This window comes from Affinundibacterium danionis (assembly GCF_042432465.1).
Taxonomy (GTDB): domain Bacteria; phylum Pseudomonadota; class Gammaproteobacteria; order Burkholderiales; family Burkholderiaceae_D; genus Undibacterium; species Undibacterium danionis.
Genome location: NZ_JBHLXJ010000013.1, coordinates 164,981 through 189,369 on the forward strand (window position 1 = coordinate 164,981; position 24,389 = coordinate 189,369).

At 42.1% G+C, this 24,389-nt stretch carries 22 protein-coding genes; 16 read left to right on the forward strand and 6 right to left on the reverse strand.

The features are described 5' to 3' along the window. Positions 1-55: 55 nt before the first annotated feature. Positions 56-817: a sulfite exporter TauE/SafE family protein gene (locus ACFFJH_RS12070; protein ID WP_390212947.1), complete on the reverse strand. Its 762-nt coding sequence runs from the start codon at positions 815-817 to the stop codon at positions 56-58. Positions 818-1,298: 481 nt separating this feature from the next. Here ACFFJH_RS12070 and ACFFJH_RS12075 point away from each other — a divergent pair, with 481 nt between their 5' ends. The 3 genes from ACFFJH_RS12075 (at position 1,299) to ACFFJH_RS12085 (ending at position 5,132) form a co-directional block, all read left to right on the forward strand. After that, entirely contained in the window at positions 1,299-2,099 is an 801-nt protein-coding gene (locus ACFFJH_RS12075) for a TonB-dependent receptor plug domain-containing protein (RefSeq protein ID WP_390212949.1), read from the forward strand. A 24-nt stretch (positions 2,100-2,123) separates the two neighbouring features. Further along, positions 2,124-4,226, forward strand: coding sequence for a TonB-dependent receptor domain-containing protein (locus ACFFJH_RS12080; protein WP_390212950.1), 2,103 nt, complete (start codon positions 2,124-2,126; stop codon positions 4,224-4,226). A 177-nt stretch (positions 4,227-4,403) separates the two neighbouring features. Next, positions 4,404-5,132: a chitinase gene (locus ACFFJH_RS12085; protein ID WP_390212953.1), complete on the forward strand. Its 729-nt coding sequence runs from the start codon at positions 4,404-4,406 to the stop codon at positions 5,130-5,132. Between the two features lie 72 nt (positions 5,133-5,204). On the opposite strand, the gene ACFFJH_RS12090 is transcribed toward ACFFJH_RS12085, so the two are convergent. Next, positions 5,205-6,701, reverse strand: coding sequence for a CoA-acylating methylmalonate-semialdehyde dehydrogenase (locus tag ACFFJH_RS12090; protein WP_390212955.1), 1,497 nt, complete (start codon positions 6,699-6,701; stop codon positions 5,205-5,207). Between the two features lie 95 nt (positions 6,702-6,796). On the opposite strand from ACFFJH_RS12090, the gene ACFFJH_RS12095 reads away from it, so the two are divergent. From ACFFJH_RS12095 to glpK, 4 genes are all read left to right on the forward strand, one after another. Beyond that, positions 6,797-7,051, forward strand: a complete 255-nt coding sequence (locus tag ACFFJH_RS12095) for a hypothetical protein (protein WP_390212956.1) — start codon at positions 6,797-6,799, stop codon at positions 7,049-7,051. Between the two features lie 62 nt (positions 7,052-7,113). After that, positions 7,114-7,995: an FKBP-type peptidyl-prolyl cis-trans isomerase gene (locus ACFFJH_RS12100; RefSeq protein WP_390212958.1), complete on the forward strand. Its 882-nt coding sequence runs from the start codon at positions 7,114-7,116 to the stop codon at positions 7,993-7,995. A gap of 6 nt (positions 7,996-8,001) precedes the next feature. Next, the gene (locus tag ACFFJH_RS12105; protein WP_390212960.1) at positions 8,002-8,538 is read left to right on the forward strand and encodes a YgjP-like metallopeptidase domain-containing protein; all 537 of its coding nucleotides are present in this window, start codon (positions 8,002-8,004) and stop codon (positions 8,536-8,538) included. Positions 8,539-8,571: 33 nt separating this feature from the next. Next, entirely contained in the window at positions 8,572-10,047 is a 1,476-nt protein-coding gene (gene glpK, locus ACFFJH_RS12110; protein WP_390212962.1) for a glycerol kinase GlpK, read from the forward strand. Between the two features lie 132 nt (positions 10,048-10,179). Here glpK and putP read toward each other — a convergent pair whose 3' ends face one another. Further along, complete coding sequence (gene putP / locus ACFFJH_RS12115; RefSeq protein ID WP_390212963.1) at positions 10,180-11,658, reverse strand: sodium/proline symporter PutP; 1,479 nt, start codon at positions 11,656-11,658, stop codon at positions 10,180-10,182. A gap of 573 nt (positions 11,659-12,231) precedes the next feature. On the opposite strand from putP, the gene ACFFJH_RS12120 reads away from it, so the two are divergent. The 3 genes from ACFFJH_RS12120 (at position 12,232) to ACFFJH_RS12130 (ending at position 15,242) form a co-directional block, all read left to right on the forward strand. Next, on the forward strand, positions 12,232-12,801 hold the full coding sequence (locus ACFFJH_RS12120; protein ID WP_390212966.1) for a hypothetical protein: 570 nt from the start codon (positions 12,232-12,234) through the stop codon (positions 12,799-12,801). A 140-nt stretch (positions 12,802-12,941) separates the two neighbouring features. Further along, complete coding sequence (locus ACFFJH_RS12125) at positions 12,942-14,177, forward strand: DUF3419 family protein (RefSeq protein WP_390212968.1); 1,236 nt, start codon at positions 12,942-12,944, stop codon at positions 14,175-14,177. A 288-nt stretch (positions 14,178-14,465) separates the two neighbouring features. After that, positions 14,466-15,242: a 5'-methylthioadenosine/adenosylhomocysteine nucleosidase gene (locus ACFFJH_RS12130; RefSeq protein ID WP_390212970.1), complete on the forward strand. Its 777-nt coding sequence runs from the start codon at positions 14,466-14,468 to the stop codon at positions 15,240-15,242. Positions 15,243-15,533: 291 nt separating this feature from the next. Here ACFFJH_RS12130 and ACFFJH_RS12135 read toward each other — a convergent pair whose 3' ends face one another. From ACFFJH_RS12135 to ACFFJH_RS12145, 3 genes are read right to left on the reverse strand one after another with little or no spacing between them, the layout of a single operon-like run. After that, a complete protein-coding gene (locus ACFFJH_RS12135; RefSeq protein WP_390213197.1) occupies positions 15,534-16,370 on the reverse strand; it encodes a LytR/AlgR family response regulator transcription factor in 837 nt (278 codons plus the stop codon). 9 nt (positions 16,371-16,379) lie between these two features. Beyond that, a complete protein-coding gene (locus ACFFJH_RS12140) occupies positions 16,380-17,264 on the reverse strand; it encodes a sensor histidine kinase (RefSeq protein WP_390212971.1) in 885 nt (294 codons plus the stop codon). A gap of 1 nt (position 17,265) precedes the next feature. Beyond that, entirely contained in the window at positions 17,266-17,643 is a 378-nt protein-coding gene (locus tag ACFFJH_RS12145; RefSeq protein ID WP_390212973.1) for a hypothetical protein, read from the reverse strand. A gap of 299 nt (positions 17,644-17,942) precedes the next feature. Here ACFFJH_RS12145 and ACFFJH_RS12150 point away from each other — a divergent pair, with 299 nt between their 5' ends. The 6 genes from ACFFJH_RS12150 to ACFFJH_RS12175 all read left to right on the forward strand — a co-directional run bounded on the left by ACFFJH_RS12150 (position 17,943) and on the right by ACFFJH_RS12175 (position 24,356). Beyond that, positions 17,943-18,479: a hypothetical protein gene (locus ACFFJH_RS12150; protein ID WP_390212975.1), complete on the forward strand. Its 537-nt coding sequence runs from the start codon at positions 17,943-17,945 to the stop codon at positions 18,477-18,479. Positions 18,480-18,498: 19 nt separating this feature from the next. Beyond that, entirely contained in the window at positions 18,499-18,849 is a 351-nt protein-coding gene (locus ACFFJH_RS12155; protein ID WP_390212976.1) for a DUF1840 domain-containing protein, read from the forward strand. Positions 18,850-18,866: 17 nt separating this feature from the next. Further along, the gene (locus tag ACFFJH_RS12160) at positions 18,867-19,751 is read left to right on the forward strand and encodes an alpha/beta hydrolase (protein ID WP_390212978.1); all 885 of its coding nucleotides are present in this window, start codon (positions 18,867-18,869) and stop codon (positions 19,749-19,751) included. Between the two features lie 36 nt (positions 19,752-19,787). After that, complete coding sequence (rsmB, locus tag ACFFJH_RS12165; protein ID WP_390212980.1) at positions 19,788-21,287, forward strand: 16S rRNA (cytosine(967)-C(5))-methyltransferase RsmB; 1,500 nt, start codon at positions 19,788-19,790, stop codon at positions 21,285-21,287. A 178-nt stretch (positions 21,288-21,465) separates the two neighbouring features. Beyond that, the gene (locus ACFFJH_RS12170; RefSeq protein WP_390212982.1) at positions 21,466-21,990 is read left to right on the forward strand and encodes a DUF4390 domain-containing protein; all 525 of its coding nucleotides are present in this window, start codon (positions 21,466-21,468) and stop codon (positions 21,988-21,990) included. A gap of 41 nt (positions 21,991-22,031) precedes the next feature. Then, positions 22,032-24,356, forward strand: a complete 2,325-nt coding sequence (locus tag ACFFJH_RS12175; protein WP_390213199.1) for a sensor histidine kinase — start codon at positions 22,032-22,034, stop codon at positions 24,354-24,356. The last annotated feature ends 33 nt before the right edge of the window (positions 24,357-24,389 follow it).

Here is a 24,389-nt window from a genome sequence, read left to right on the forward strand (position 1 = left end):
CTATCAATTGAATCCAAAATTTTCTCGCTCAAGTTTGTTTCACGTGAAACCAATATTATTTCAAGAATGCATCATAAGAAGTTTTTAGAACCAAAGCACTAACCACAAATAAGAATAATGTACGGACAAAACCACTACCGTGCTTGATTGCCAAATGACTTCCCGCGAGCGAACCAAATACAGCGCAAACAGCCATTGCTAAACCCAAAATCCACATAACATGTCCACTAAATCCAAACCACAATAAAGCTGCAATATTACAAGCCACATTTAAAACCTTCGCCGATGCAGAGGCATGGAGGAAATCATAGCCGAATACCCGCACAAAGATAAAGATAAAAAAACTACCAGTTCCAGGCCCAAAGAATCCATCATAAAACCCAATAAGTCCACCGACTAGCAGTGCCATCCATAACTCTTCCCTACCCTGATATAAAGGTCGAAAGTGCGTGCCGAGATCTTTCTTCCAAAATGTATAAATGGCAATCAATGCCAAAATAAATGGTAAAGCTTTACGCAAATAAGTAGGCGGAATATGCGTTACCGTTACCGCCCCTACAAACGAACACATAAATGCCATTAAGGCAGCAGGCAGAATAACGTTCCATTTGAGTTGCACTATCCTGACATAGTTCAATGCAGCAACCGAAGTTCCCCACACGCCAGCGAACTTGCTGGTACCCAATAAACTTGCCGGAACCGCCGCCGGAAACACCGTGAAAAGCGCCGGTAACTGAATCAATCCACCACCACCGACTACTGCATCAACAAAGCCGGCAAAGAAGGCGGCTGCACCTAAAAGTAAAAAATCGCTCACAAGACTCCTATTAGTCATCCCACCTTTTACTGAGACAGCTTAGCTATAACACATCTGGTCAGCTTCTCGGACACAATGATCAAGAAGAACCAAACTTACAAAATAATTTAATTACTTAAAGACCGAAAACCACTTTGTGGATTCAATACCTGAACTGACTACTTAATTTCACTAATGAAACGAACTACGCAGATGCATAGTTTATAAAGATACCATATAGATAAATGCATTCAGGAAACCCCAATAAAATCAAGTAAAAAAACAACTGTTGTTTAGAAAAAACAGAGTCTTATCACTAATTGACATGCCATAGGCGAAGGTGGTCTCATTATGCCTGCATTACATACATGCGCAGGTAATTCACACAAAAATGTACGCAATTAAAGACGTGCAAAATTACCACTCAAGAGGGAAGTAGCAAAAGCATCAGGTTCACAACATGCCTGATTTTCAATAGGGATCCCCACACTAGGAGTATCAAATGATAGTAGAAAAAATCTTGTCGCGTTCCTTGCGACTCATGTTCACTGGTAGTGTCGTAGCAAGTATTGGCGTTGTAGCGTTGCCTGCGGTAGCACAAGAAAAGAAAATAGAAACCGTGGTCGTTACTGGTACACGCATTACCACTCCAGGTACAACTTCTAATAGCCCAATTTCGTCCATCAGCGCAGCTGAGATTCAAACAACTCAACCAGTAGCGGTTGAAGAGTTTTTTAAAGGACTTCCTGCGGCTGTTCCTGCAATTGGCGCAGGTACCAATAATGGCACAGGTGGTGCCGCAACAATTGATTTGCGCGGTCTAGGTTCCAATCGTACTTTAGTGCTATTAAATGGTCGCCGTTTGGTTCCCTATAATTTAACTGGTGTTGTTGATACTAATGCTATTCCAGTAGCCTTGATTAATCGAGTTGACTTAATGACTGGTGGAGCTTCTGTAGTTTATGGTGCGGATGCAATTTCTGGAGTCGTCAACTTTACCCTCAAGAAAAATTTCACTGGCTTTGAAGTGAATACCTCCATGGGTGTCACCGACAAAGGCGATGCAAAACGCAATCGTACCGATATCACTTTTGGCGCTAATTTAGATGATGGCCGCGGTAATGTCGTTGTCAGCTTAGGTAAAACAAAAGTCGACCCATTTACACAATCTTCTCGTAGCTGGTCACAAAAAGGTATTGCTTCCACAACAGGTTTAGTACAAGGCTCGGGTACCACGGTTCCGGCGGCAATTACTGTTGCTAAGCCTCTCAATACCGGTACAACAACGTTAGCTGGTACTTAGCAAGTCGATCCAGCGACAGGAGCATTGGTATCAACCGTCAATACATTTAACTTCAATCCAGACAATTACTACAACACTGGTATGGATAGAAACCAAGCGACGGCCTTAGCTAATTACAAAATTAATGATAATTTTGAAGCGTACACTGAGATGCTATATACCAATAGTGTCGTAGCTTCACAATTAGCCTCAACAGGTACTTTTGCCTCCACGTTTGATGTGCCAATTGGAAATCCATATATTCCACAGCCTATGCGTGAACAAATTTGTCTACGTCGTGGTATCGCAGCGACCGATTGCGTAGTAGGTAACACAACTATAGTGCCAATGGGTGTGGATCGCCGTATCACTGAATTAGGTCCTCGTATCAATAATTACACGACACAAACCTATCAATATACCTTCGGTATGAAAGGTGAAGTAGCGGGTAATTGGACTTACGATGCCTATTGGTCACGAGGTGCTTCAGATCAAACCAGCCTACGCAAAAACTGGGGCTCTTTCAATAAAATGAAACAAGCTTTAAATGCCGTAAGCAAAACAGCCTGTGTAAACACTAGTGGTGGTTGCGTTCCGTTAAATGCCTTCGGTGCAGAAGGTAGTATTAATGCGGATATGGCAAAATTCATCAATATGGATGGCATTACCTTGCAGAATGTAACGCAAGATGTTGCGGCACTTTCTACGTCTGGTGATTTAGGTAGCTTCGTTCAAAGTCCATGGGCAAAACAACCCATTACTATTTCACTTAGTGCAGAACAACGTAAATCAACAGCATCAACTACTAGTGATGAAGGTGTGCAATCTGGAGATTTAGCAGGTGCAGGTGGCGCAAATCCTAATCGCATAGGTTCTTTCAAAATGAAAGAAATGGCTGTTGAAGCAAATATTCCCTTAATTAAAGATTTGCCATTTGTACGTAATTTAGCAATGGAATTAGGTTACCGCAAAACTGATTTTGAAACTTCAGCACAAAGTCGTGATTATGGTAGTTACAAATACGGTGGTGAATGGGAACCTGTTAAATCTTTCCGCTTGCGTGGCATGGTTCAATTGGCGACACGTGCTCCTAATGTCAACGAGCTATTTGCACCAGTCTCTACTGGCTTAAATAACTTAGCCGTAGATCCTTGCCAATTAGCCTTAATTAACCAAGCTGATGCGAACAAAGCAGGTACTTTATCGAACTTGTGTCGTTTAACAGGTGTTCCAGCAGGCTCAATTGGTTCTGTAGCAACGCCATCTGCAGGCCAAATTAATCGTCTGTCTGGCGGTAATCCAAACTTGGCACCAGAAGAAGCTAAGAGTAAAACAATCGGTTTCGTGATTGAGCCATTGCCAAAAATGGCAATTAGTCTCGACTACTACAAAATTGATATCACCAAAGCTATCACCACACCAACTGTTGCTGACATTTTAGATGGTTGCTACAGCACTAAATTTAATCCAGGCTTAGTCATGAATGTCTCATGTGCAGCGATTGGTAGAAATATCAATAATGGGACATTAAATGGTCCGGCAGCTGAGTCTAAAGGTGTTGCCGTTCAATTATCGAACTTAGGTGTAGTTCAAGTTAGCGGCTACGATTTGAATATTGCCTATCAATTAGGTTTGAATCAATTAGGTTTAGATGCAAAATATGGCAAATTGAACTTAGGATTAAATTACAACCAAGCTAAATCCAATTTATTCCAAGCAACACCCGTGTCAATTAATCGTGATTGCTTAGGCTACTACTCCACTTCTTGCGGCGGACCAAGCTACAAATCCAAGTTTAATCAACGTACTAGTTGGATAGTCGGTGACTTCACCTTCGGCTATAACTGGCGTTATGTTGGTGCGGTTGAAATTGAACCAATATCCAATCCGACTAAAGCTGATGGCAGTAAAACTTATCTACCTGCGTACTCAAGCATTAGTGCATATAACTACTTGGATTTAAGTGCAAACTGGAACTTTAACAAGACAGTCAAATTAAGTTTAAGTGTAACGAATGCGACTAATAGAAAGCCACCATTTGTAGGTAATACTGTTTCTGGTACTGGCGTCAATGCTGGTAACACCTTCCCTACCTATTATGATGTAGCTGGTCGTTATTACACTCTAGGTGCAACCATCAAGTTCTAATTTGATTTCAACATCGTATTAGCGCTTTATCTTAAAAATGGCGGACTTCGGTCCGCCATTTTTTTATATTATTTTGCTTGATTCAATACCACTTCTTTGCTTTCAATCGGTTCTTTGTTTAAGCTAAACAGCGACTTAATTTCGCTCACGGATAGAAGAAAACACAGAAGGAAGCACATGAAAAAAATGATTCGCATCGCAGCGACAATAGCTAGCATATCAATAACCATCGGCATCAGTGCTTGTAGCACGGTAGCCAACCAAACAACAAATTCAACCGGCTTCATGATCAGCGAAGCGCAATTCGAAACCCTTTTTCCGAAACGCATTCCCTTCTATACCTACGCAGGCTTGACCGAAGCGATTAAGGCTTATCCCGAGTTTGGTAACTTTGGCAGTGCGGCTGAGAACAAGCGTGAAGTGGCTGCCTTCCTCGCCAATATCATGCATGAATCGCATGAGCTACAAGCCATTACCGAAGTCGATACCAGCGTACACGATCACTATTGCAATGATAAAAATGGCGTCCCGTGCGCTAAGGGCAAACAGTATTTTGGACGTGGCCCTATACAACTAAGTTGGAATTTTAATTATGCGTTGGCAGGTAAAGCGCTGGGATTAGATTTACTGAACGATCCCGACATGGTGGCGCGCGATGCGACGGTCGCGTGGAAAACAGCCTTGTGGTATTGGATGGAAATCAAAGGTTCTGGCCCTTTACCAAGCCACATCGCGATCAAACAAAATTTAGGATTTGGTGAAACTGTGCGCAGCATCAATGGCGATTTGGAGTGTTCAAAACCCAGCGATAACATAGGCTATAAACAACAACAAATGCGCATCAAAAACTATCTGAAAATTACCACGATGCTCGCTGTTGAACCGGGTAAATACACTGCTTGTTGAGCATCGCATGTTAATCAACAAGCGATAAACCGTAGGGAGCGCATTGATACGCATTAACGCGCTTGGTGCACCCTACAATTTGGCCACTGGCATAGTAAACTCCGCGCCCTTGGCAATACTGTCCGGCCATCGCTGCATGATCGATTTATAGCGTGTATAAAAGCGAATACCCTCTTCGCCATAGGCATGCATATCACCAAACAAAGAACGCTTCCAGCCGCCGAATGAGTGCCATGCCATCGGTACTGGAATCGGTACATTAATTCCCACCATCCCTACTTGTACGCTACGTGAAAATTCACGCGCAGTATTTCCATCGGCCGTGAACAATGAAACGCCATTAGCAAATTCGTGACGATTGATCAGCGCTAAGGCCGACGCAAAATCCGGTACGCGTATTACACACAATACCGGGCCAAAAATTTCTTCGCGATGGATCTGCATGCCTTCTTGCACATGATCAAATAGAGAGCCGCCTAAGAAATAGCCTTGCTCATGTCCTGTCACACACAAACCACGTCCATCGACCAATAATTGCGCCCCCTCGCTAACACCCGCTGCGATCATACTTTCTATCTTGGCCTTATGCGCTGCCGAGATTACCGGTCCCATTTCGGCTTCGACATCCATACCATCACGCACTTTCAGTGCCTGCACTCGCGGTACCAATTTTTCCACCAATGGATCACCGATCACACCTACCGCGACCGCGACAGAAATCGCCATACAACGCTCGCCAGCCGACCCATAAGCTGCGCCCATCAAAGCATCGACCGCCTGATCCAAATCTGCATCTGGCATCACCACCAAGTGATTCTTCGCGCCACCTAATGCCTGTACTCGTTTGCCACGACGCGTCGCTTCACCGTAAATGTACTCTGCAATCGGAGTGGATCCCACAAACGAAATAGCGGCCACGTCTGGATGCGCTAGCAAGGCATCCACCGCTACTTTATCGCCTTGAACGACATTGAAAACACCATCTGGCAAACCAGCTTGTTTAAACAAATCAGCAATCAATAAAGAAGCAGAAGGATCACGTTCTGATGGCTTCAAAATAAAAGTATTTCCAGTCGCGATTGCCAATGGCGCCATCCACATCGGCACCATAAAAGGAAAATTAAATGGCGTGATCCCGACACAAACACCCAAAGATTGGCGGATATTCCATTGATCGATGCCGCCGCCAATATTGTCTGAAAACTGTGATTTCAATAACTGTGGCAAGCCACAAGCAAACTCCACCACTTCGATTCCTCGCGTCACCTCCCCCATCGCATCGGAAAAAATCTTGCCATGCTCACGGGTAATAATGGTCGCCAATTGTTCCTGATGTTGTTCCAGCAATGCCTTAAACTTAAACATCACTCGCGCCCGTCGTAAGGGTGCTGTCTCACTCCAAGCAGGCCACGCCGCCAGCGCGCTCGCTACCGCGTGATTTACCTCATCAGCGCTGGCTAGTGCTACGCTAGCGCTTTGTAGGCCACTAGCAGGGTTAAACACGGGCTGTTGGCGTCCACTAGTCGAGGCCACCTCACTGCCATTCATATAATGCGCAATCACGGTCATGCTTATCCTTCTGGTATTCTCCAAATCAAGCGTGTAGATTATCATGTCGATGATTAAGTTTCGAGACGAAATTTACATAAAAAACCAAGGACACCATGGCACGTTCAACCAAAGCAAGTAATGCCGTGCTACGTTTAAAACAACGTAGCAATAACGCGCCCTATTCTATGGTCAGCACCGGCAGCGGGCATTTTTACCTAGTCTTAGGCCATGACCCTGAATCACAAGAACAACTTTGCACGGCATTAGAAATCGATGACTTTGTGCGCTTCGTCAATAGTCTGCAAAAAGAAGCACCGCGCAAAGCCAGTAAGCTGGACATCGCGTTTGAAGCAAAATTAAAACGCTAGTAGTCGAACCCAACACAACAAAAACACCAAGCAATAACAATTCAATCAAGGACATCCAATCTATGAAATCCAGTCTGATCATCACACTCGCGCTTGCTGGTAATTTATGTGCAAACACCGCCTTTGCCCAAGAACAAAAAACTACTCAAGAAAACACCACGACCACTAGTACAGCAGCTAGTTCAGCCGCAAGTACAGCAACAACAAATCAAGAAGCCGTCGCACCGATTGCGCCCATCACAACCGTGGCTCCCGTCTTAGAAAAAATCGACACCCTAGTCGGAAGCGGCATTGAAGCGGTAGTTGGTAAAACCGTCGTCGTTCATTACAGTGGTTGGTTGCGTGATCCTCAAGCCGAGCAACAGCACGGCAAAGCTTTCGACAGCTCAATTGGTCGCGGCCCATTTAGTTTTAACCTCGGTGAAGGTCGTGTCATCAAAGGTTGGGAACAAGGCGTACAAGGCATGAAAGTCGGTGGTAAGCGCACCTTGATTATTCCCTCACAATTGGGCTATGGCTCACGTGGTGCTGGCAAAGGCGTGATTCCACCTGATGCCGATTTGGTTTTCGATATCGAATTACTAGATGTAATCAATATGCCTGAAGTCAAAAAAATTGATAATAAACTCGGTAAAGGTGTAGAAGCGGTTAGCGGTAAACAAGTGACCGTGCATTACACAGGCTGGTTACGTGATCCAAAAGCCAAAGGTGAAAAAGGTAAAGAATTCGATAGCTCACGCAAACGTGAAGCATTCAGTTTCACCATCAATGGCGGTGAAGTCATTCGCGGCTGGGATCTCGGCGTACAAGGGATGAAAATCGGTGGTAAACGCACCTTAATCATTCCTGCTGCCCTTGCGTATGGTGCACGTGAAGTTGGTAATGGCTTAATTCCAGCAAATTCTGATTTGATTTTTGAAGTTGAACTGTTAAAAGTAAAATAAACGATTTTGAGCGACACCAAAACAAATACGCTGAAATACCTAACGGCCTATCCTGAGCATTTACAAGCTCAAGTTAGGCAGTTACTCGACAGCGGAAAACTGGCGCAGCATCTGCGTCACAAATACCCTGAAATACATGACATCCGCACCGATAAAGCGCTGTATCTCTATGTGCAAAATTTAAAAAATGACACACTAAAAAATGGCGATCAAATCAGCAAGGTTTTATACGATAACAAATTGCACGTCATCAAAAATGCACTAGGCACACATACTTATGTGTCGCGAGTACAAGGCGGTAAACTCAAAACTAAAAACGAAATCCGGATCGCCAGTTTATTCAAATACGTACCAGAAGCCTTTCTGAAGATGATCACCGTGCATGAATTGGCACACCTAAAAGAGAAAGAGCACAATAAGGCCTTCTATCAACTGTGCACCTATATGGAGCCTGAGTATCATCAATACGAATTAGATTGTCGTCTCTATTTGACGCAAATCGAAATGCTAGGTACTGATGTCTGGAATCAAAGCAACGAGTAATAAGCAAAACAATTACCGCATCTGGAGAGCGATATGACTTATCTACTGGCACTCGATCAAGGCACCTCCAGTTCACGCTCTATTATTTTCAATCGTGCAGGTCAAATTATAGCTAGCGCCCAACAGGAATTTCCACAGTATTTTCCTCAATCAGCCTGGGTCGAACACGATGCAATGGAGATCTGGCACAGCCAACTTGCTACCATCAAGCGAGTCCTTCAAAAGAGCGGCATTGCTAGCCAACAAATTGCCGCCATCGGCATCACCAATCAGCGTGAAACCACCGTGGTGTGGGACAAAAAAACCGGTCATCCAATTTGTCCCGCGATCGTCTGGCAGGATCGCCGCACCAGCTCATATTGTGAAGCCTTACGTGCCCAAGGTTATAGTAAAACCATACAGGAAAAAACTGGGCTGGTACTTGATCCCTATTTTTCTGCGACCAAACTCGCGTGGATACTCGACCATATTCCGAACGCTAGAAGCAAAGCTCAACAAGGGGAATTAGCATTTGGCACCATAGATTCTTGGCTAGCATGGCAACTCAGTGAAGGTCAATTGCATGTAAGTGACGTTACCAATGCCTCACGCACCATGCTGTGGAATATTCATCAAAATTGTTGGGATGAGGATTTACTTAAGCTATTCAATATTCCCGCAGCGATCTTGCCTGAGGTTTATCCCTCCAGTCATCATTTTGGTGATTGCCATCTATTTGGCAGTACCATACCGATCGCGGGAATGGCTGGGGATCAGCAATCGGCCCTCTTTGGTCAAGCTTGTTTTCAAGCTGGTATGGCAAAAAATACCTATGGCACTGGCTGCTTCATGCTATTACAAACTGCCGATCTGTGTAGCCAATCCCAGCATGGCTTAATCAGCACCGCCGCCTGCCAAGTTGATCGCAAGACTCAATATGCGCTCGAAGGCAGCGTCTTCATCGGCGGTGCCGTGGTGCAATGGTTGCGTGATCAATTACATTTATTCACCCATGCCAGTGATATTGAAGCGCTGGCTAATAGCGTGCCAGACAGCGATGGTGTGATCTTCGTACCAGCGTTTGCAGGACTCGGCGCCCCTTACTGGGACGCAAACGTCAAAGGTGCCATCTTAGGCCTACATCGTGGCACTCAAGCCGCGCATATCGCCCGCGCGGCGATAGAAGCAATTGCTTTTCAAAGTGCCGAACTACTGTTTGCCATGCAAAATGACAGCCATACGACGATCACTGAATTACGCGTTGATGGTGGCGCTGCATCAAATAATACTCTGCTACAAATCCAAGCCGATTTGCTAGGTATCCCCGTCGTGCGTCCAGAAATCTTAGAAACCACCGCCTTAGGAGCCGCCTATTTAGCAGGATTAAAAATGGGCGTGTATTCTGATCTCGACGAATGTCGTAGTTTATGGAGAGAGCAACGACGCTTTTTACCGAAAATCTCACGCACCAATGCGCTCGGTTTAATGCAAAACTGGAAAAAAGCCGTACAAGGTTTACGTCAAATTTAAATCATCAAACTGTATGCATTTTCTGGATTTTTAAACGCTCTTTAAAAATACAAAGTAATCACAGACCGTAGACTCACAACACAGATAGACAAAAAAATGGGGAAGACTTGCTTCCCCATTTTTTCTAAATATTTACTGTGATTGCTGTCGCATAGTGGCAAACGCAGCCTTCATTTTCTCAGACGCTGGCGCTCCCAATTTGCTACCGATCACAACCGCCACACAAGCAAAGAAAAATCCTGACACCAATTCATATAAGCCTAACCATTTAAATTCACCCCACACCAACACAGTCAAGGCACCCACAAACATACCCGCTAAAGCACCATTACGATTCATACTAGGCCAGACCAAAGATAACAACACAACAGGTCCAAAAGCAGCACCAAAGCCCGCCCAAGCATTACTCACTAAACCCAAGACACTACTCGTAGGATTCGCCGCAATCGCAATCGCGATCACAGCAATGACTAGTACCATCATACGGCCAAACCACACCAGCTCTTTTTGAGAAGCATTAGGACGGAAAAAAGGTTTATAAAAATCTTCTGTCAAAGCCGAAGAGCAAACTAATAACTGACAAGACAATGTGCTCATTACCGCCGCCAAAATAGCGGACAACAAAATACCCGCAATCCATGGATTAAACAAAATTTGAGACAGTGAAATAAACACAGTTTCTTTATTTGCAGTTACCGCACCTGCTTGATCAGGATGCATCGCGAAGTAAGCGATACCGAAGAAACCTACGGCGATAGCACCACCCAAACACAAAATCATCCAAGTCATACCAATACGACGCGCATTTTTAATGGTCGCAAAATTTTCAGCTGCCATAAAACGCGCCAAAATATGTGGCTGTCCCATATAACCTAGACCCCAAGCCAACAAAGAAATAATACCGATAAACGAGGTACCGCTAAATAAATCCGTGTATTTAGGATTGATATTTTGAATCACGGTAATCGCTTCGCTAAAGCCACCGACATGCATGATTACCATTACTGGTGCCAATAGCAAAGCAAAAATCATCAAAGTCGCTTGCACAGTATCGGTCCAGCTCACCGCTAAAAAACCACCGATAAATACGTAAATGATTGTTGCTGCAGCCCCCGCCCATAAAGAAACGTTATAGCTCATACCAAAAGTTTCTTGGAATAAGCGTGCGCCAGCAACCATACCGGATGCACAATAAATCGTAAAAAAGACCAAAATCACTAAAGCAGAAATAATCCGCAATAACTTACTTGTATCTTCAAATCGATGCGTAAAATAATCGGGTAAAGTTAAAGCATTATTCGTCAATTCTGTATAAACACGCAGACGCCCTGCTACCAAATGCCAGTTAAACCAAGCTCCCAAAGTTAAGCCTATAGCGATCCAGCTTTCAGACACACCCGAAAAATACAAAGCGCCAGGTAAGCCCATCAATAACCAGCCACTCATATCCGAAGCGCCCGCACTCATCGCAGTAACGAAAGCGCCTAGACTGCGGCCACCTAAAATATAGTCCGATAAATTATTGGTAAAACGCCATGCGGCAAATCCTATACCTAACATCGCTAAGATATAAATGATGAAGGTGATACTGGTAGGGTTACTAAAATCCATCTCCGTTGCCTTTCCTTTTTTAGTGTAATTATTGAGTATGCTTATGCGGCATCAAACCACGGGATTAAGCAAACTCGCAGTATCGCTCAAGCTCACTAATCTCACAAGAACAGAAAACCCAGTTTTCGTCGGAATAGTCAGACCCCCTTTTAATCGTGCAGTTCCTGATATCAGCCAGTAAAAATCGAAGTAAATATAAACGCTTTCTAAGCACATAAAATAACGACGATTGTTCTTAAAATTAAGCAAAAAGTATCTGCTTATTTTGAAATAGTGATTCTCATAAATAATTATTTGCCGCTTTGTATAGGTTTTAGCACTTATACTCAGCTAAAATAATTTGACCCTAGATCAAAAAATTTGATGTATTCATAAAGACACCCAACTCTTAGGAAAAAATTGATCCATTCGGCTCACGCAAAAAATGTCGCCATCTCCAGCAATCGCTTTGGACGCTACTGCATTCTGATCTGTATTTTTTTGGTGCATCTAGTTCTCATTCTGAGTTGGCAAAAAATACCTTCAGCATTTACACCAACGATCAATAGCCATACAAGCTTGTTCGTATTCTCGTTGCCACTGCAGAAAACAAATACCAAAGAAAATACCAAAACCAATACCCAATTCATCGAGAAAAAAACAATCCAAGAAAGCACACTCACATCTCGCCTTTCACAAGCAAAGCATAAAAATGAGAGTGAAAACAAACAAAAACTCATAAGCTCAGAATCAATCACAATCACCAATCAAACGCCAGCGTCCAGTTCACCAATCCAAGCAGAAACAAGCTCATCAGCCTCAGTTTCACCATCAGTTTCAACATCAGTATCAGCTCCAGCCATAGAAAAAAATATTCGTAACTTGAGTCAAAGTTTAAAAGAAGACTTCTTAAAGCAAGAGAAGAACTTTAGGCCGGACCCTAAAAGCAATACTGAAAGTATGAAAAAATTCTCAAATGCTTTAGCCGATGCAGCGCTAATTCAAAGAGAAGGTGTGATCATCGAAAAGAAATTTGCTTACGATGGTAGGCCCGTCAGTAAAATCAAAACACCTTACGGTACCTATTGTGTACGCCATCCCAAAGCAGGTGAAAAACTAGAATTAGCTCCACCACCCTTGCCAGTCACTTGCGGACAGCTATAAGGCAATGTAGATCGACTGAATCAAAATCATCAAAAACACACACTTTACAAAATAGTCAGATACACAGAAATTTTGTCATAAACCGGTCACCTGATCAGCCTAGAGTAGTTCTATTTTCAGCAAACTCTCAGGTATCGATCATGAATACAAAAGCCTTTTTTCCCAGCAAGATTAAGCATCCCACATCTAAAACGGCGATTCTTGACAGCTTCTCCGTGAGTAATTTTTTTGCTGAATTAAAACCTCAACATAAACTTATTCAATCTCAAACATGGGCTGATAGTCATATTGATTTACTGGCGCTAGATCTTAAACCAGCAGCCAATATAGTGACCATCGCTGCCGGTGCCTGCCACGCTTTAGCATATTTGAGCGCCAAACCTGCGGCCATACATTGCATCGATAATAATCCAGCCCAATTAGCACTCTTAGAAATCAAAGCCAAAGCCTTAATTCATTTGCCCGATTACGATGCGGTACTCAAATTTTTAGCGCAACCACATCAAAGCGATAATTTAAAACGCTATCAACGTCACTTGCGCGCTAACTTATCGGATCAAGCCAGCCACTACTGGCAAAAACGAAATTTACTTGGGCGCCCACGTTACTATGCATTCAGTGAAAATTTACAAGAACATGGCTACTACAACAGCAGTCTGCGCGCCTTACGATTTCTCTTAACGCAATTAGGTGCGCGTTTTGACAAATTGCATCTGGCAAAAGATTTAGCGCAACAAAATCAAATCTTCGAACAAGATATTTTGCCCGCCTTACAAAACAAATATTTTCAATTTCTGATACAGCGTCGCTATGTACTTAATCGACTAGGCTTTAATCAAAACCAAATTACCCGACTCAAAAATGCAAATCAAGAAGAGTTGTCGCAGATTTTGATACAAAGATTACGACGCCTACTATGTGATTTCAGTATCAAAGAAAACCATTTTGCCCAACAAGTCATAGGCCAAACTTACCAAATACAACAACAGCAAAGCCTACCTTTATATCTGCAAAAAGAAGTCTTTTCACAGTTACGCCAATTTGCACATCGGGTACATCCGCACCAACAAAATCTAATCGATTTTCTACGCCGACAAAACAAACAGTCCATCGACGCTTTCGTTTTACAAGATCATCTTGATTACTTACATCCAAACGAAATCAAAATTTTATGGCAAGAGATTAATCGCTGCGCTGCTCCTGGGGCAAAAGTATTAATCCGCAGCCTAGGAACACAATTACCACTACCGCAAGTTGTATTTCAATCAGACGAAACACCGAATTGGCAAACGGATTCATTACGCAATCAATCTCTACAAAATAAAGATCGCTGCGCACTCTACGGCTCGCTATTTATTTTTGAAAAACCAAATTAAAAAAATAAATCTATAAATGTAAAAAATCTGTGGATAAGTCTTTGCATATCTTGAGGAGCTTATGTGCAAAAGTAGTTAAGCTTTCCACAGTCGAAATCTTATGCAGAATCTATTCTTTTTCTGTACAAGCATTGTCCCTGTCTTTATCCTTGCGCTAAATCCTTGATTTCAAGCTAGTAAACCTGCTTATCCACAAAAATCATCAACGTTAACTACTACTACTATGTATACATATACCTTATGTATACAAAACAGAGCTAATTCCTTATTTGTCCTTCTTTTTAAAAAATGTCTATTTCAATTAAACCCAACACCACAGGCTTAATCTTTGCCATGCAAGAAGAACAAGAAGGATTGCAAGCCCATATTCAAGACAAACAAATCCATCAAATTGCCAAACGTAGCTTTATACAAGGTGAATTATGGGGACACCCTATCGTTATGGTGCTAGCAGGAATAGGCAAAGTCGCCGCCGCCAGCACAACCAATCTTCTGATACATCATTTTCAAGTGAATCAATTGATTCTAAGTGGCGTTGCAGGCGCTGCTGAACCTGCATTGAAGGTGGGAGACGTGGTTATCGCTAAAGAACTGCTACAACACGATATGGATGCTTCTCCGCTATTTCCACGTTTTGAGATTCCATTAACTGGAAAATCACGTTTTCTGGCGAATAAAGATCTACATCAAGCGCTACAAATAGCGACTCAACAATTTATTCAAAATTTGTCTGGACATTTTTTTAGCGCGCAGATTGAGCAATTTCAATTACAAAACGTAACAAGCCATACCGGATTAATCGCGAGCGGAGATCAATTCATTCATGACGCTCAAGTTTTGCATCAATTAAAACAAGCTTTACCCGATTTATTGGCAGTAGAAATGGAAGGTGCTGCGATTGCGCAGGTTTGTGATGAACATGAATTGGCGTTTGCGATATTACGAACGATTTCTGATAGTGCCAATGATACGGCGCATATCGATTTTCAAAGTTTTGTAAAAAACGTTGCTGCGCCTTATACCCTGGGAATTTTGAAGAATTTTTTTGAAAATCGATCTAGATAGCGTAATTGAATAAATTATTTTTGTGGATAAGGCTGTGGATAAAGCTTGCGAAATTTGTGTAAAACTAGCTTACTTATTCAAACGAAAAAACTTATACAAAAATTGTTGAGTTCTCATACAAGATTTTTGCGCCTACTTATAATTTCTGTAGCGCCTTGATTTTAATTAGTAAAATTCGCTTATCCACAAAATTCTTCAACGTTAACAACTACTACTATTCATATATATAAACTTATTCAATTAAAAGAAAAAAGCAGTTTTTTCGAGCTCAAAAAAAACTGCTAAAAAAGTTCACATTTGTTGAAATAAATGGGTATGATTGCGGCTCACTTCGAGTTTTTCGGAACTTCCTTTTAAACCTAACATTTGACGACCACGAAAATCTCGCGTTACTTCTGCAACGGCACTAACTCGGACCAAGGTCGATCGATGTATACGCCAAAATTCTTTAGGATCTAATTCATCTTCTAATTCTTTTAAAGTTTTACGAATCAAAAATTCAGCTTGCTCTGTTTGTACCAAGGTGTATTTTTCATCTGATTTAAAAAATAAAATTTCTTTAGTGCTGATCATACGTAAAGTATTTCCAACACTGGCCTGTATCCAACGTAAGTAGTCACGTTGTTGACTCTGTTGATGTTGCATTAATTGCGTTAATAATTGTTCGACTTGTTTTGATTGTGATGTTGATTCAGATAATTTGTTCGAATTAGTAACTTGATTAATGTGCGAGCCAAGATGACTGTTTTTGTGTAACTGTTTTTCTTCTATTCTTTGTTGTAAACGTAAGCAAGTTTGTTGCAATCTATCGTTATCGATAGGCTTTAATAAATAATCCATAGCACCACGTTCAAAAGCCTGAACCGCGTATTCATCATAAGCCGTCACAAAAATAATGAGCGCTTGTTGAGCTAATTGTGTCGCTGCCTCAATGCCATTTTTCCCTGGCATACGGATATCCAGAAAAATAATATCGGGTTGATGTAATTGCGCTTCTTCTATGGCGACAATTCCATTAGCAGCTTCTGCAACTATCTGTAAATCTGGCCAGATTTTTTTTAATTTAGATCGTAAGTAGTCACGCATAGGCGCTTCATCATCAACGATCATTGCGGTAATTGTAGTCATCATTAAATATTAGTTTTTTTGTTGATCAGGTATATGCAAAACTAATTTAGCGCCACCTGTTGTTGGTGCCTCAATTACTAAACTGGCTTTCATACCGTATAGAACTTTTAAACGTTCTCGAATATTGCTTAAGCCTATACCATCGTCTGCATGCATATCAAAACCTATACCGTTATCGCTGACTTCAACTAGAATTTCTTGTTCGCCTTGACGAGCAATAATATCGATATGGCCTCCATCGGTTTTAGGTTCCAAACCATGTTTGATGGAATTTTCAACCAAGGTTTGTATCATCATGGAAGGAAAATGTACGTGTTCTAATTCACGTGGACATTCGATTTTGTATGTCAAACGCTCTTGCATACGCGCTTGCATAATATTCAAATAGGCACGTGATAACTCTAATTGTTGGCCTAATTTTCCACCGCCTTGTTCACGAATTTGCGGTAAGGCTGTGCGTAAATATTTAATTAAATGGGTATGAACAATTGAAGCCTGTTCAGGATTGGTTTCTATTAATTGTCCAATTAAAGCTAAGGTATTAAATAAAAAATGCGGTTCAATTTGCGCCTGTAAAGTCGCCATTTCAGCTTCTAAAACTCGACGTTCTAAAGCTTCAACATCTGCTCTAGTTGCGGCAGCGCTAGCAGCCATTTCGGCACGGCGTTTACCGCCGGCCAAACTTTTAATCATGATGGAAGAAAATACCAGCAGAGGTAACAAGGCGCCTAAACCTAATATGCCACCGATAATCATCGCTAACAAAGATACAAAAACTAAGTAGCTCCAAGAGATTACCGCTAACCAGTCAAAAAATTTCCACCAAAAGACTTTTGCTGTTTCTTTGACGTCCAACATAAACAAAAGCACTTGGTTTTTTTTATCTTGTTCCATGTTAATTCTCCTGATGAACTTCATCTGGTTTAACTTTTTCTGAAACGTCATTTACCGGTTGCGTTTGAGGTGAAGTTGCTTGAACCTGATCTTCTTTACCAATAAAGCATTTCAATAATAAAGATCCAATCACCAACCAATTGGCCAAAGTGTGTATAGACAAAATGCCACCGATAATCAAAGTCAATAAACATGCTAAGAAAAGTTTGCCCCAAGAGACATCGATAATCCATTCCATGTAGTGCTGCCAAATGTATTTACCAGCATCAGTCACATTTAAAATAAATTCCAAAACAGGATTATTTTTGGCCTGTTGATTTTGTTCATTGCTAGTTTGTTGTGCTTGATGTTCAGTTTGATTGTGGGCTTCGAAGTTCATGGTAATTCTCCTTATTTGTCGGTTAATTTGATGCAGAACCCTGCATCCATGACTACACATTAGCACCGCAAAAAAACACTCACTAGTTGCCTGCGATTAAAAGCAGAAAGCGAGGTCTCAAAGGTAATTTATCGCGATGAGTGGGAACAAAATTAGAAACAAAGGGAAGATAAAAATCGGATGAAAATCAGTTGAACTATGAAAAAGACTGCGAACTAGAGGTACTTTCACCTACAATGACAGCTCATTTTAGTTTTCTCTCCGTAAATCAGATTTGATCGTAGAAAGTAGTCTTTTTCATGTCTAAATTTCAGGCTTTTATAGCGATTTGTTGTTTGTTTTTATTGACTGCCTGTTCACCTAAATTTGACTGGCGTGAAGTCAGAATGAACGATGCGCCGATTAGTTTGTTAATGCCCGGTAAGCCCGCTAGCCATGCCAAAGAAGTCAATCTAAATGGTATAAAAGTTAAAATGCAAATGACGGCTGTGGATGTTAATCAGATTAGCTTTGCTTTAGCCTATGCCAAATTAGATATGCTAGACAGCAAATTGAATCAGGAACAAATAAGTCAATTACAACAACAAGCCTTGGATGCAATGAAACAAGGCATGTTAAATAATATCCAAGGTAAGCTAATAGAAAATAACACAGCGGCATTACCTAAAAATACCGTTGCGGCTTTAGGTAAAACCCATAATGGTCAAGCTGTGAAATTGATAGGTCGATTTACCATTCAAGGTCCTTGGTTGATACAAGCCATTATGATTGGTGAGGAAAAATCGTTTAAGCCTGAGGTGGTCGATATGTTTTTTGATTCTTTAAAATTTAATTAAATAATTATTTAGGACAATTATGTTAGTCAGTTTTCAATCGACAGCGACAGCCGAAATTACTATGTACAAAGCGCATATTGTTGAGGTTTTGGAATTGCTAGGTAAAAACGTTGACCGTGGCGTTATTACGGTCGCTGAAATGGCTAAGGCGATAGAAAAAATCGAAGCTTTGATTGAAGCCGATAAAAAACAAAGACAATTACAAGAAAGTAAGGAAAGTACAGAAAATAGTTATGCCGATGAAGATTTAGATGATGCGGAGAAAAAGAAAAAAAAGGATACAGTCACTTTGTCTGCACGACTATTTCCATTCTTAGATATGTTAAAAATCGCCCATAAAAAACAAAAAGATATTTTGTGGGGCGTATAAGCAAGGTAAATGAATTCATGAGCGCACACGTAGAACATACAGAAGAATTTTTTTTAGAAGTGGCCGATGGCACTTCTCTATTTGTGCGTGATTGGTCTGCAAAATCAAATAAGGCACCCGGTATTTTGATCATGCATGGCTTGGGTGAACATTCAGGCCGTTATATTCATATCGCTAGGTTTTTTCTTGGTTTAGGATTTAGAGTCAGAAGCTTTGATCAACGCGGTCATGGGCAATCAAGCGGCAGGCGTGGTGTGGTTCCCGATGATGAAGCGATATTACGTGATACACGCTTGGTAATTAATGATTTTTTAAAACAGCTACCTGACGCACCTATGATTTTTGCACATAGCATGGGGGGATTATTTGCGACCCACTTTGTGTTGCAAGGATTAGCACCTGTCAAAGCATTTATCTTGTCTTCACCAGCATTTTCTGTAAAAACCAGTACATTTCAAAAAATTCTTTTTAAATTCAGCAGAGCTTTAATTCCCTATTTAGGGGTGGCGCATGGTACCAATGGGCGCTATTTATCGCATGATTCTGAAGTCGTCGCGGCTTATCAAAATGATCCTCTAGTACATTCACGTATCAGTGCTAGTTTATTTGGCAGTATGTTGTCTTCTATGAGCTATGTGAAAGCACACATACAAGAATTACCTATTCCTTTATTGCTTTTGGTTGCAGATGCGGATGTCGTGGTTAATCCGCGTGGGGCGAAGGCCTTGGTACAACAAATTGAAAATAGTGAACATGCGAAATTTTTGAGTGCTATTTTTTATCCTGGTTTTTATCACGAAATTTTTAATGAACTTGAGGCCTTGCGCGCTTTTGACGACGTTAGAACGTGGTTGGAACAAAAGAATCTGATGCCTGAAACACCCGCTATATCTGCTACCTAATTTTACTTTTTACCCCATATCGTAAGCAAAAACCTTATGTCAGAGACCACCCGCAAAGTATTAACCCGCCCTGTTTTGAATAAAGCTAAATCGGTCGCTAAATCTGTAGCTAAGCCTAGCGCTAAATCCAAAGCAAAGTTTCATACTGACTCAAGATTAACTTCAGCATCAGCCTCAGCACCAGCGCCAAAATCAGCACCGCCAACACCATTAGTAGTCAATGAAATAGCGACGCTGACTATCAAACCAGATTCGCTCGCCTATAGCTTGGTGGGTGCGGCCCAAGCCGTTGCGTATGTGTTGGAGGGAACGGCTTTACCGCAGGCTTTATCGAGAGTCTTTACTCTAAATGAATTGAATCCACAAGCACGTGGTGCGGTTCAAGATATTGCGTATCGCACCATGCGTCAGGTTGGTCGAGTGGATGCATTAATTAAAGTCATGACCAGCAAATTGCCCGAACCGCCTTTGCTTTATAGCTTATTGTGTTGTGCCTTGACATTGTTAGTGACAGAAAACCCTGAAGACGCACCGTATGATGATTTTGTGGTGGTTGATCAGGCGGTCAATGCTGCGGCTTCGTCGACTCAAATGGTATTTGCAAAAGGCATGGTGAATGCCGTTTTGCGTCGGTTCTTGAGAGAAAAAACGCAATTATTAGCGCTCGTGATGAAACAACCGGCGGCTATGTGGAATTATCCGCAGTGGTGGGTAGATCAATGTAAAGCAGCTTATCCTGAACAATGGCAAGCAATTTTGAATGCTGGCAATACGCCACCACCGATGACTTTGCGTGTGAACCAAAGACAAATTTCTGTTAATGACTATTTGGCTTTGCTAGAGAAAAACGATATTCAAGCGCAACAAATTGGGCCGATGGCCGTGCGTTTAAAGCGCGCAATGCCAGTGCAACTCATACCAGGATTTGAACAAGGTATGGTGTCGGTACAAGATGCGGCAGCGCAGTTGGCAGCTGATTTACTTGACGTAAAAGATGGCATGCGTGTGTTAGATGCCTGTGCTGCACCTGGTGGTAAAACGGGGCATCTATTAGAAATTGCAAAAATTGATTTATTAGCTTTAGAAATAGACGGAAAACGAGCAGAACGCATACACGAGAATTTAGCGCGTTTGCAATTGTTCGCCACGATTAAAAGTGGTGATGCGAAATATTCTAATTGGTGGAATAGTCAGCCGTTTGATCGTATTTTGGCAGATGTACCTTGTACCGCTTCCGGCGTAGTACGACGTCATCCTGATATCCGTTGGCTCAGACGTAAAAATGATGCGCTACAACTGGCGGAGACTTCAGCAAGTATTTTAGATAATCTTTGGCGCATGTTAAAACCGGGTGGAAAATTATTATTGGTCACTTGTTCAATTTGGCCTAGTGAATCTGAAACACAAGCTGCCGCATTTGCAAATCGTCATAACGCAATTCGTTTGCCGGCACCAGGTCAATTATTACCAACGTCAGAAATCAACAACGAACATGATGGTTTGTTCTATGCCCTCTTTGAAAAACCAGCAGTTTGAAACTCGTTTCAAGTTATGATGTCAAAAAGAATACTTTGAGAACTAGTGGCAAAGTAGTCTTCCTAAGTTTTATGGGTTTTGTTATTTTCAGGATTTTCGTGTTTTCTTTATGCTCACCCGCTTGATCCAATTCTCGCGATCAATTTTTCTCGCATGGGCGCTAAGTTGTTTAGCGCCCATGATGTTTTTTTGCGCTCAGGCACATGCGTCTGGGGTAGAAGTGACGACCGCTAAAATTGAAAGTAGCGATGAAGGTTATCGCGTTTTAGTCGCTTTTTCGTTTGAACTCGGTAATGATTTAAAGACCGCGATTAATGAAGGGATACCCGTCTCTTTTACCGCGGAAGTCGAAATTAATCGACCGCGTTGGTATTGGTTTGACGAGAAAACCATACGCTCTGCCCAGACGGTTAAAATTCAATACGATCTTTGGCGTCGTCAATATACCGCCGCGGTGAATGGGGGGTTAAAACAAAATTTTGCCACTTTAGAAGAAGCCATGACTTTGGTATTACGTCCGCGCCGTTGGTTAGTCGCAGACAAAAATGCTTTGAATTCGAATGCAACTTATAACGTTGCGGTGCGTTTAAAACTCGATAGTAATCAATTGTCGAGACCTATGTTAATTACCTCGTTTAGCAATAGTGATTGGCGTCTGGCCTCTGAGTGGAAACGATTTACGTTTAAGGCAGACGATAAGTGATTAAGTTTTTGTGGAAAGGTTTAGTTGTCGGTGGCGTTCTGATGAGCGTGTTGCTGTTTTCGCTGATGACGTCCACCGAGAATTCGAGCCGTTTTCAATACACCAACGCAAATTTCCCTTTGTTACTGATTGCCAATGCGGTGGTTGCATTCGGTCTATTAGCAATGGTAATGACGCTGTCGTGGCAATTAATACGGCGCTATCGTAAGCGTGAGTTTGGCTCGCGTATTATGACTCGCCTGGTGGTTCTCTTTGCGTTAGCTGGGATCTTGCCGGGTTCTTTGATTTACATTGTGTCGGTCCAGTTTGTTACCCGCTCAATTGATTCATGGTTCATTGTTAAACTCGATCCTTTATTAAATTCGGGCGTTGATTTAGGACATACAGCATTAGATTACACACTCAAGGATTTAGAGGCTAAAGCTCGAAGTATGGTGAACCAGCTGAGTGATGTGAGCGAAAATCCTTATTCATCGACCTTACCGATCAAATTATCGCGTCTGTTAGAACAGATGCAAATCGAAGAGGCGACTATTATCAGTGGCCGTGGTCGCGTGATTGCGACGGCAAATAAAAATCCTGCGATTTTAGTACCAGAGCTGCCAAATGCCAGCATTATTCAGACCGTAAGAATTGAAGGTAAGTACGCAAAAATCAGCACCCATCTTGACCATATCGGTGAAGATGCGACGCGTAATCTGTACACTGATGCACATCAAAATAGCGGCGGTGATCTGGGAGAAAAAGAATTTTTGCGCGTGATTATCCCTCTGCAATTAAGTGGCATGAATGCGCGCTTTCAGCATGAATCTAGTTATCTGCAATTGATACAGCCTATTCCAGAACTATTGGATACTCAGGCCAAAGTATTTACCAACGCGATTTCAGAACACCGCGAACGATCCCGCAGCCGTGAAGGTTTGAAGGATATGTATTTGGTCAGTTTGACTTTGCTCTTACTGTTTGCGATTTTTGGTGCGATTACTGCTGCATTTTTTATTGCGAGCGAATTATCTCGACCTTTATTGTTATTGGCAGAAGGCACGAAGGCGGTTGCGGAAGGCAATCTTTCGCCTCGTCCGATTACTACCACTTCGGATGAATTAGGGAGTTTGACACAATCATTTAATACCATGACACGGCAATTATTTGATGCTCGTTCAGCGGTGGAGAAAAATCGCAATGAATTAGAAAATGCCAAAGCTTATCTAGAATCCGTTTTAGCTAGTATGTCGGCGGGTGTGATGGTGTTGGATCAATATGGTTGTCTGGTCACGTGTAATCATTCGGTTGAACGGATTTTACGTCGCCAACTCGATAGTGAAACGGGAAAACCTTTAAGCGATATTCCCGGTTTACAGGTTTTTGCGGAAGCGATTGATAAAGCTTTTTCGGAGCAACATGCGCAGTCAGCAGGTGGTGCTGAGCAAGAGCATTGGCAGCAGCAAATTGAATTACCAAGTTCTGCATTTAGTGAAGGCTGCGATGGAACCTTAGGGAGTCAGACCAGTAGTCAGGCAGGGGATGAGGATAAAGGACTGACTTTATTAGCGCGCGGCTCACATCTACCTGTTGCTTCTGGGGTTGGTTATGTCATTGTGTTCGATGATATTACCAATATTATTTCAGCTCAGCGTTCGATCGCTTGGGGCGAAGTTGCACGTCGTTTGGCGCATGAAATTAAAAACCCGCTGACCCCAATTCAATTGTCTGCTGAACGCTTACAAATGAAATTAGTCGATAAGTTAAACGAAACTGATGCCTTGTTTTTGAATAAAAGTACGACCACTATTGTGAATCAAGTTACTTCAATGAAGCGCATGGTGGACGATTTCCGTGACTACGCGAAAATTCCACAAGCCGTTTTATCGAAGATTAATTTATCAGCCTTGATCGATGATGTTTTGCATTTGTATTTGTCGGGTGATGGGCGCGATATTATTCATTTACATATAGAACCGAATTTACCTTTGATTATGGGCGACGCGACTCAGCTACGTCAGGTCATTCATAACTTGCTACAAAATGCCCAGGACGCAGTCGCCGAAAATACAAAAAACGGACAGCTTCCAAGAATCGATGTCGCAGCAGAAATCGTGCATTACACCAGTGCAGATAAAACGGAAAGACTTGCAGTTCGTTTGTCAGTGGTCGATAACGGACCAGGTTTTTCAAATAAAATATTGGCTCGTGCTTTTGAGCCCTATGCGACTTCTAAACCTAGAGGTACCGGTTTAGGTTTAGCGATGGTGAAAAAAATTGTAGATGAACATGGGGGCAAGGTCGATATTCAAAACCGTGTTGATGCAAACGGTGCCAAAGTTTCGATTTTGCTGTTAAAGTTAGCACCGGAGTTCAATACCTGAGTATCATTCGGGGTTTATCTCAAGTGCTGTGTA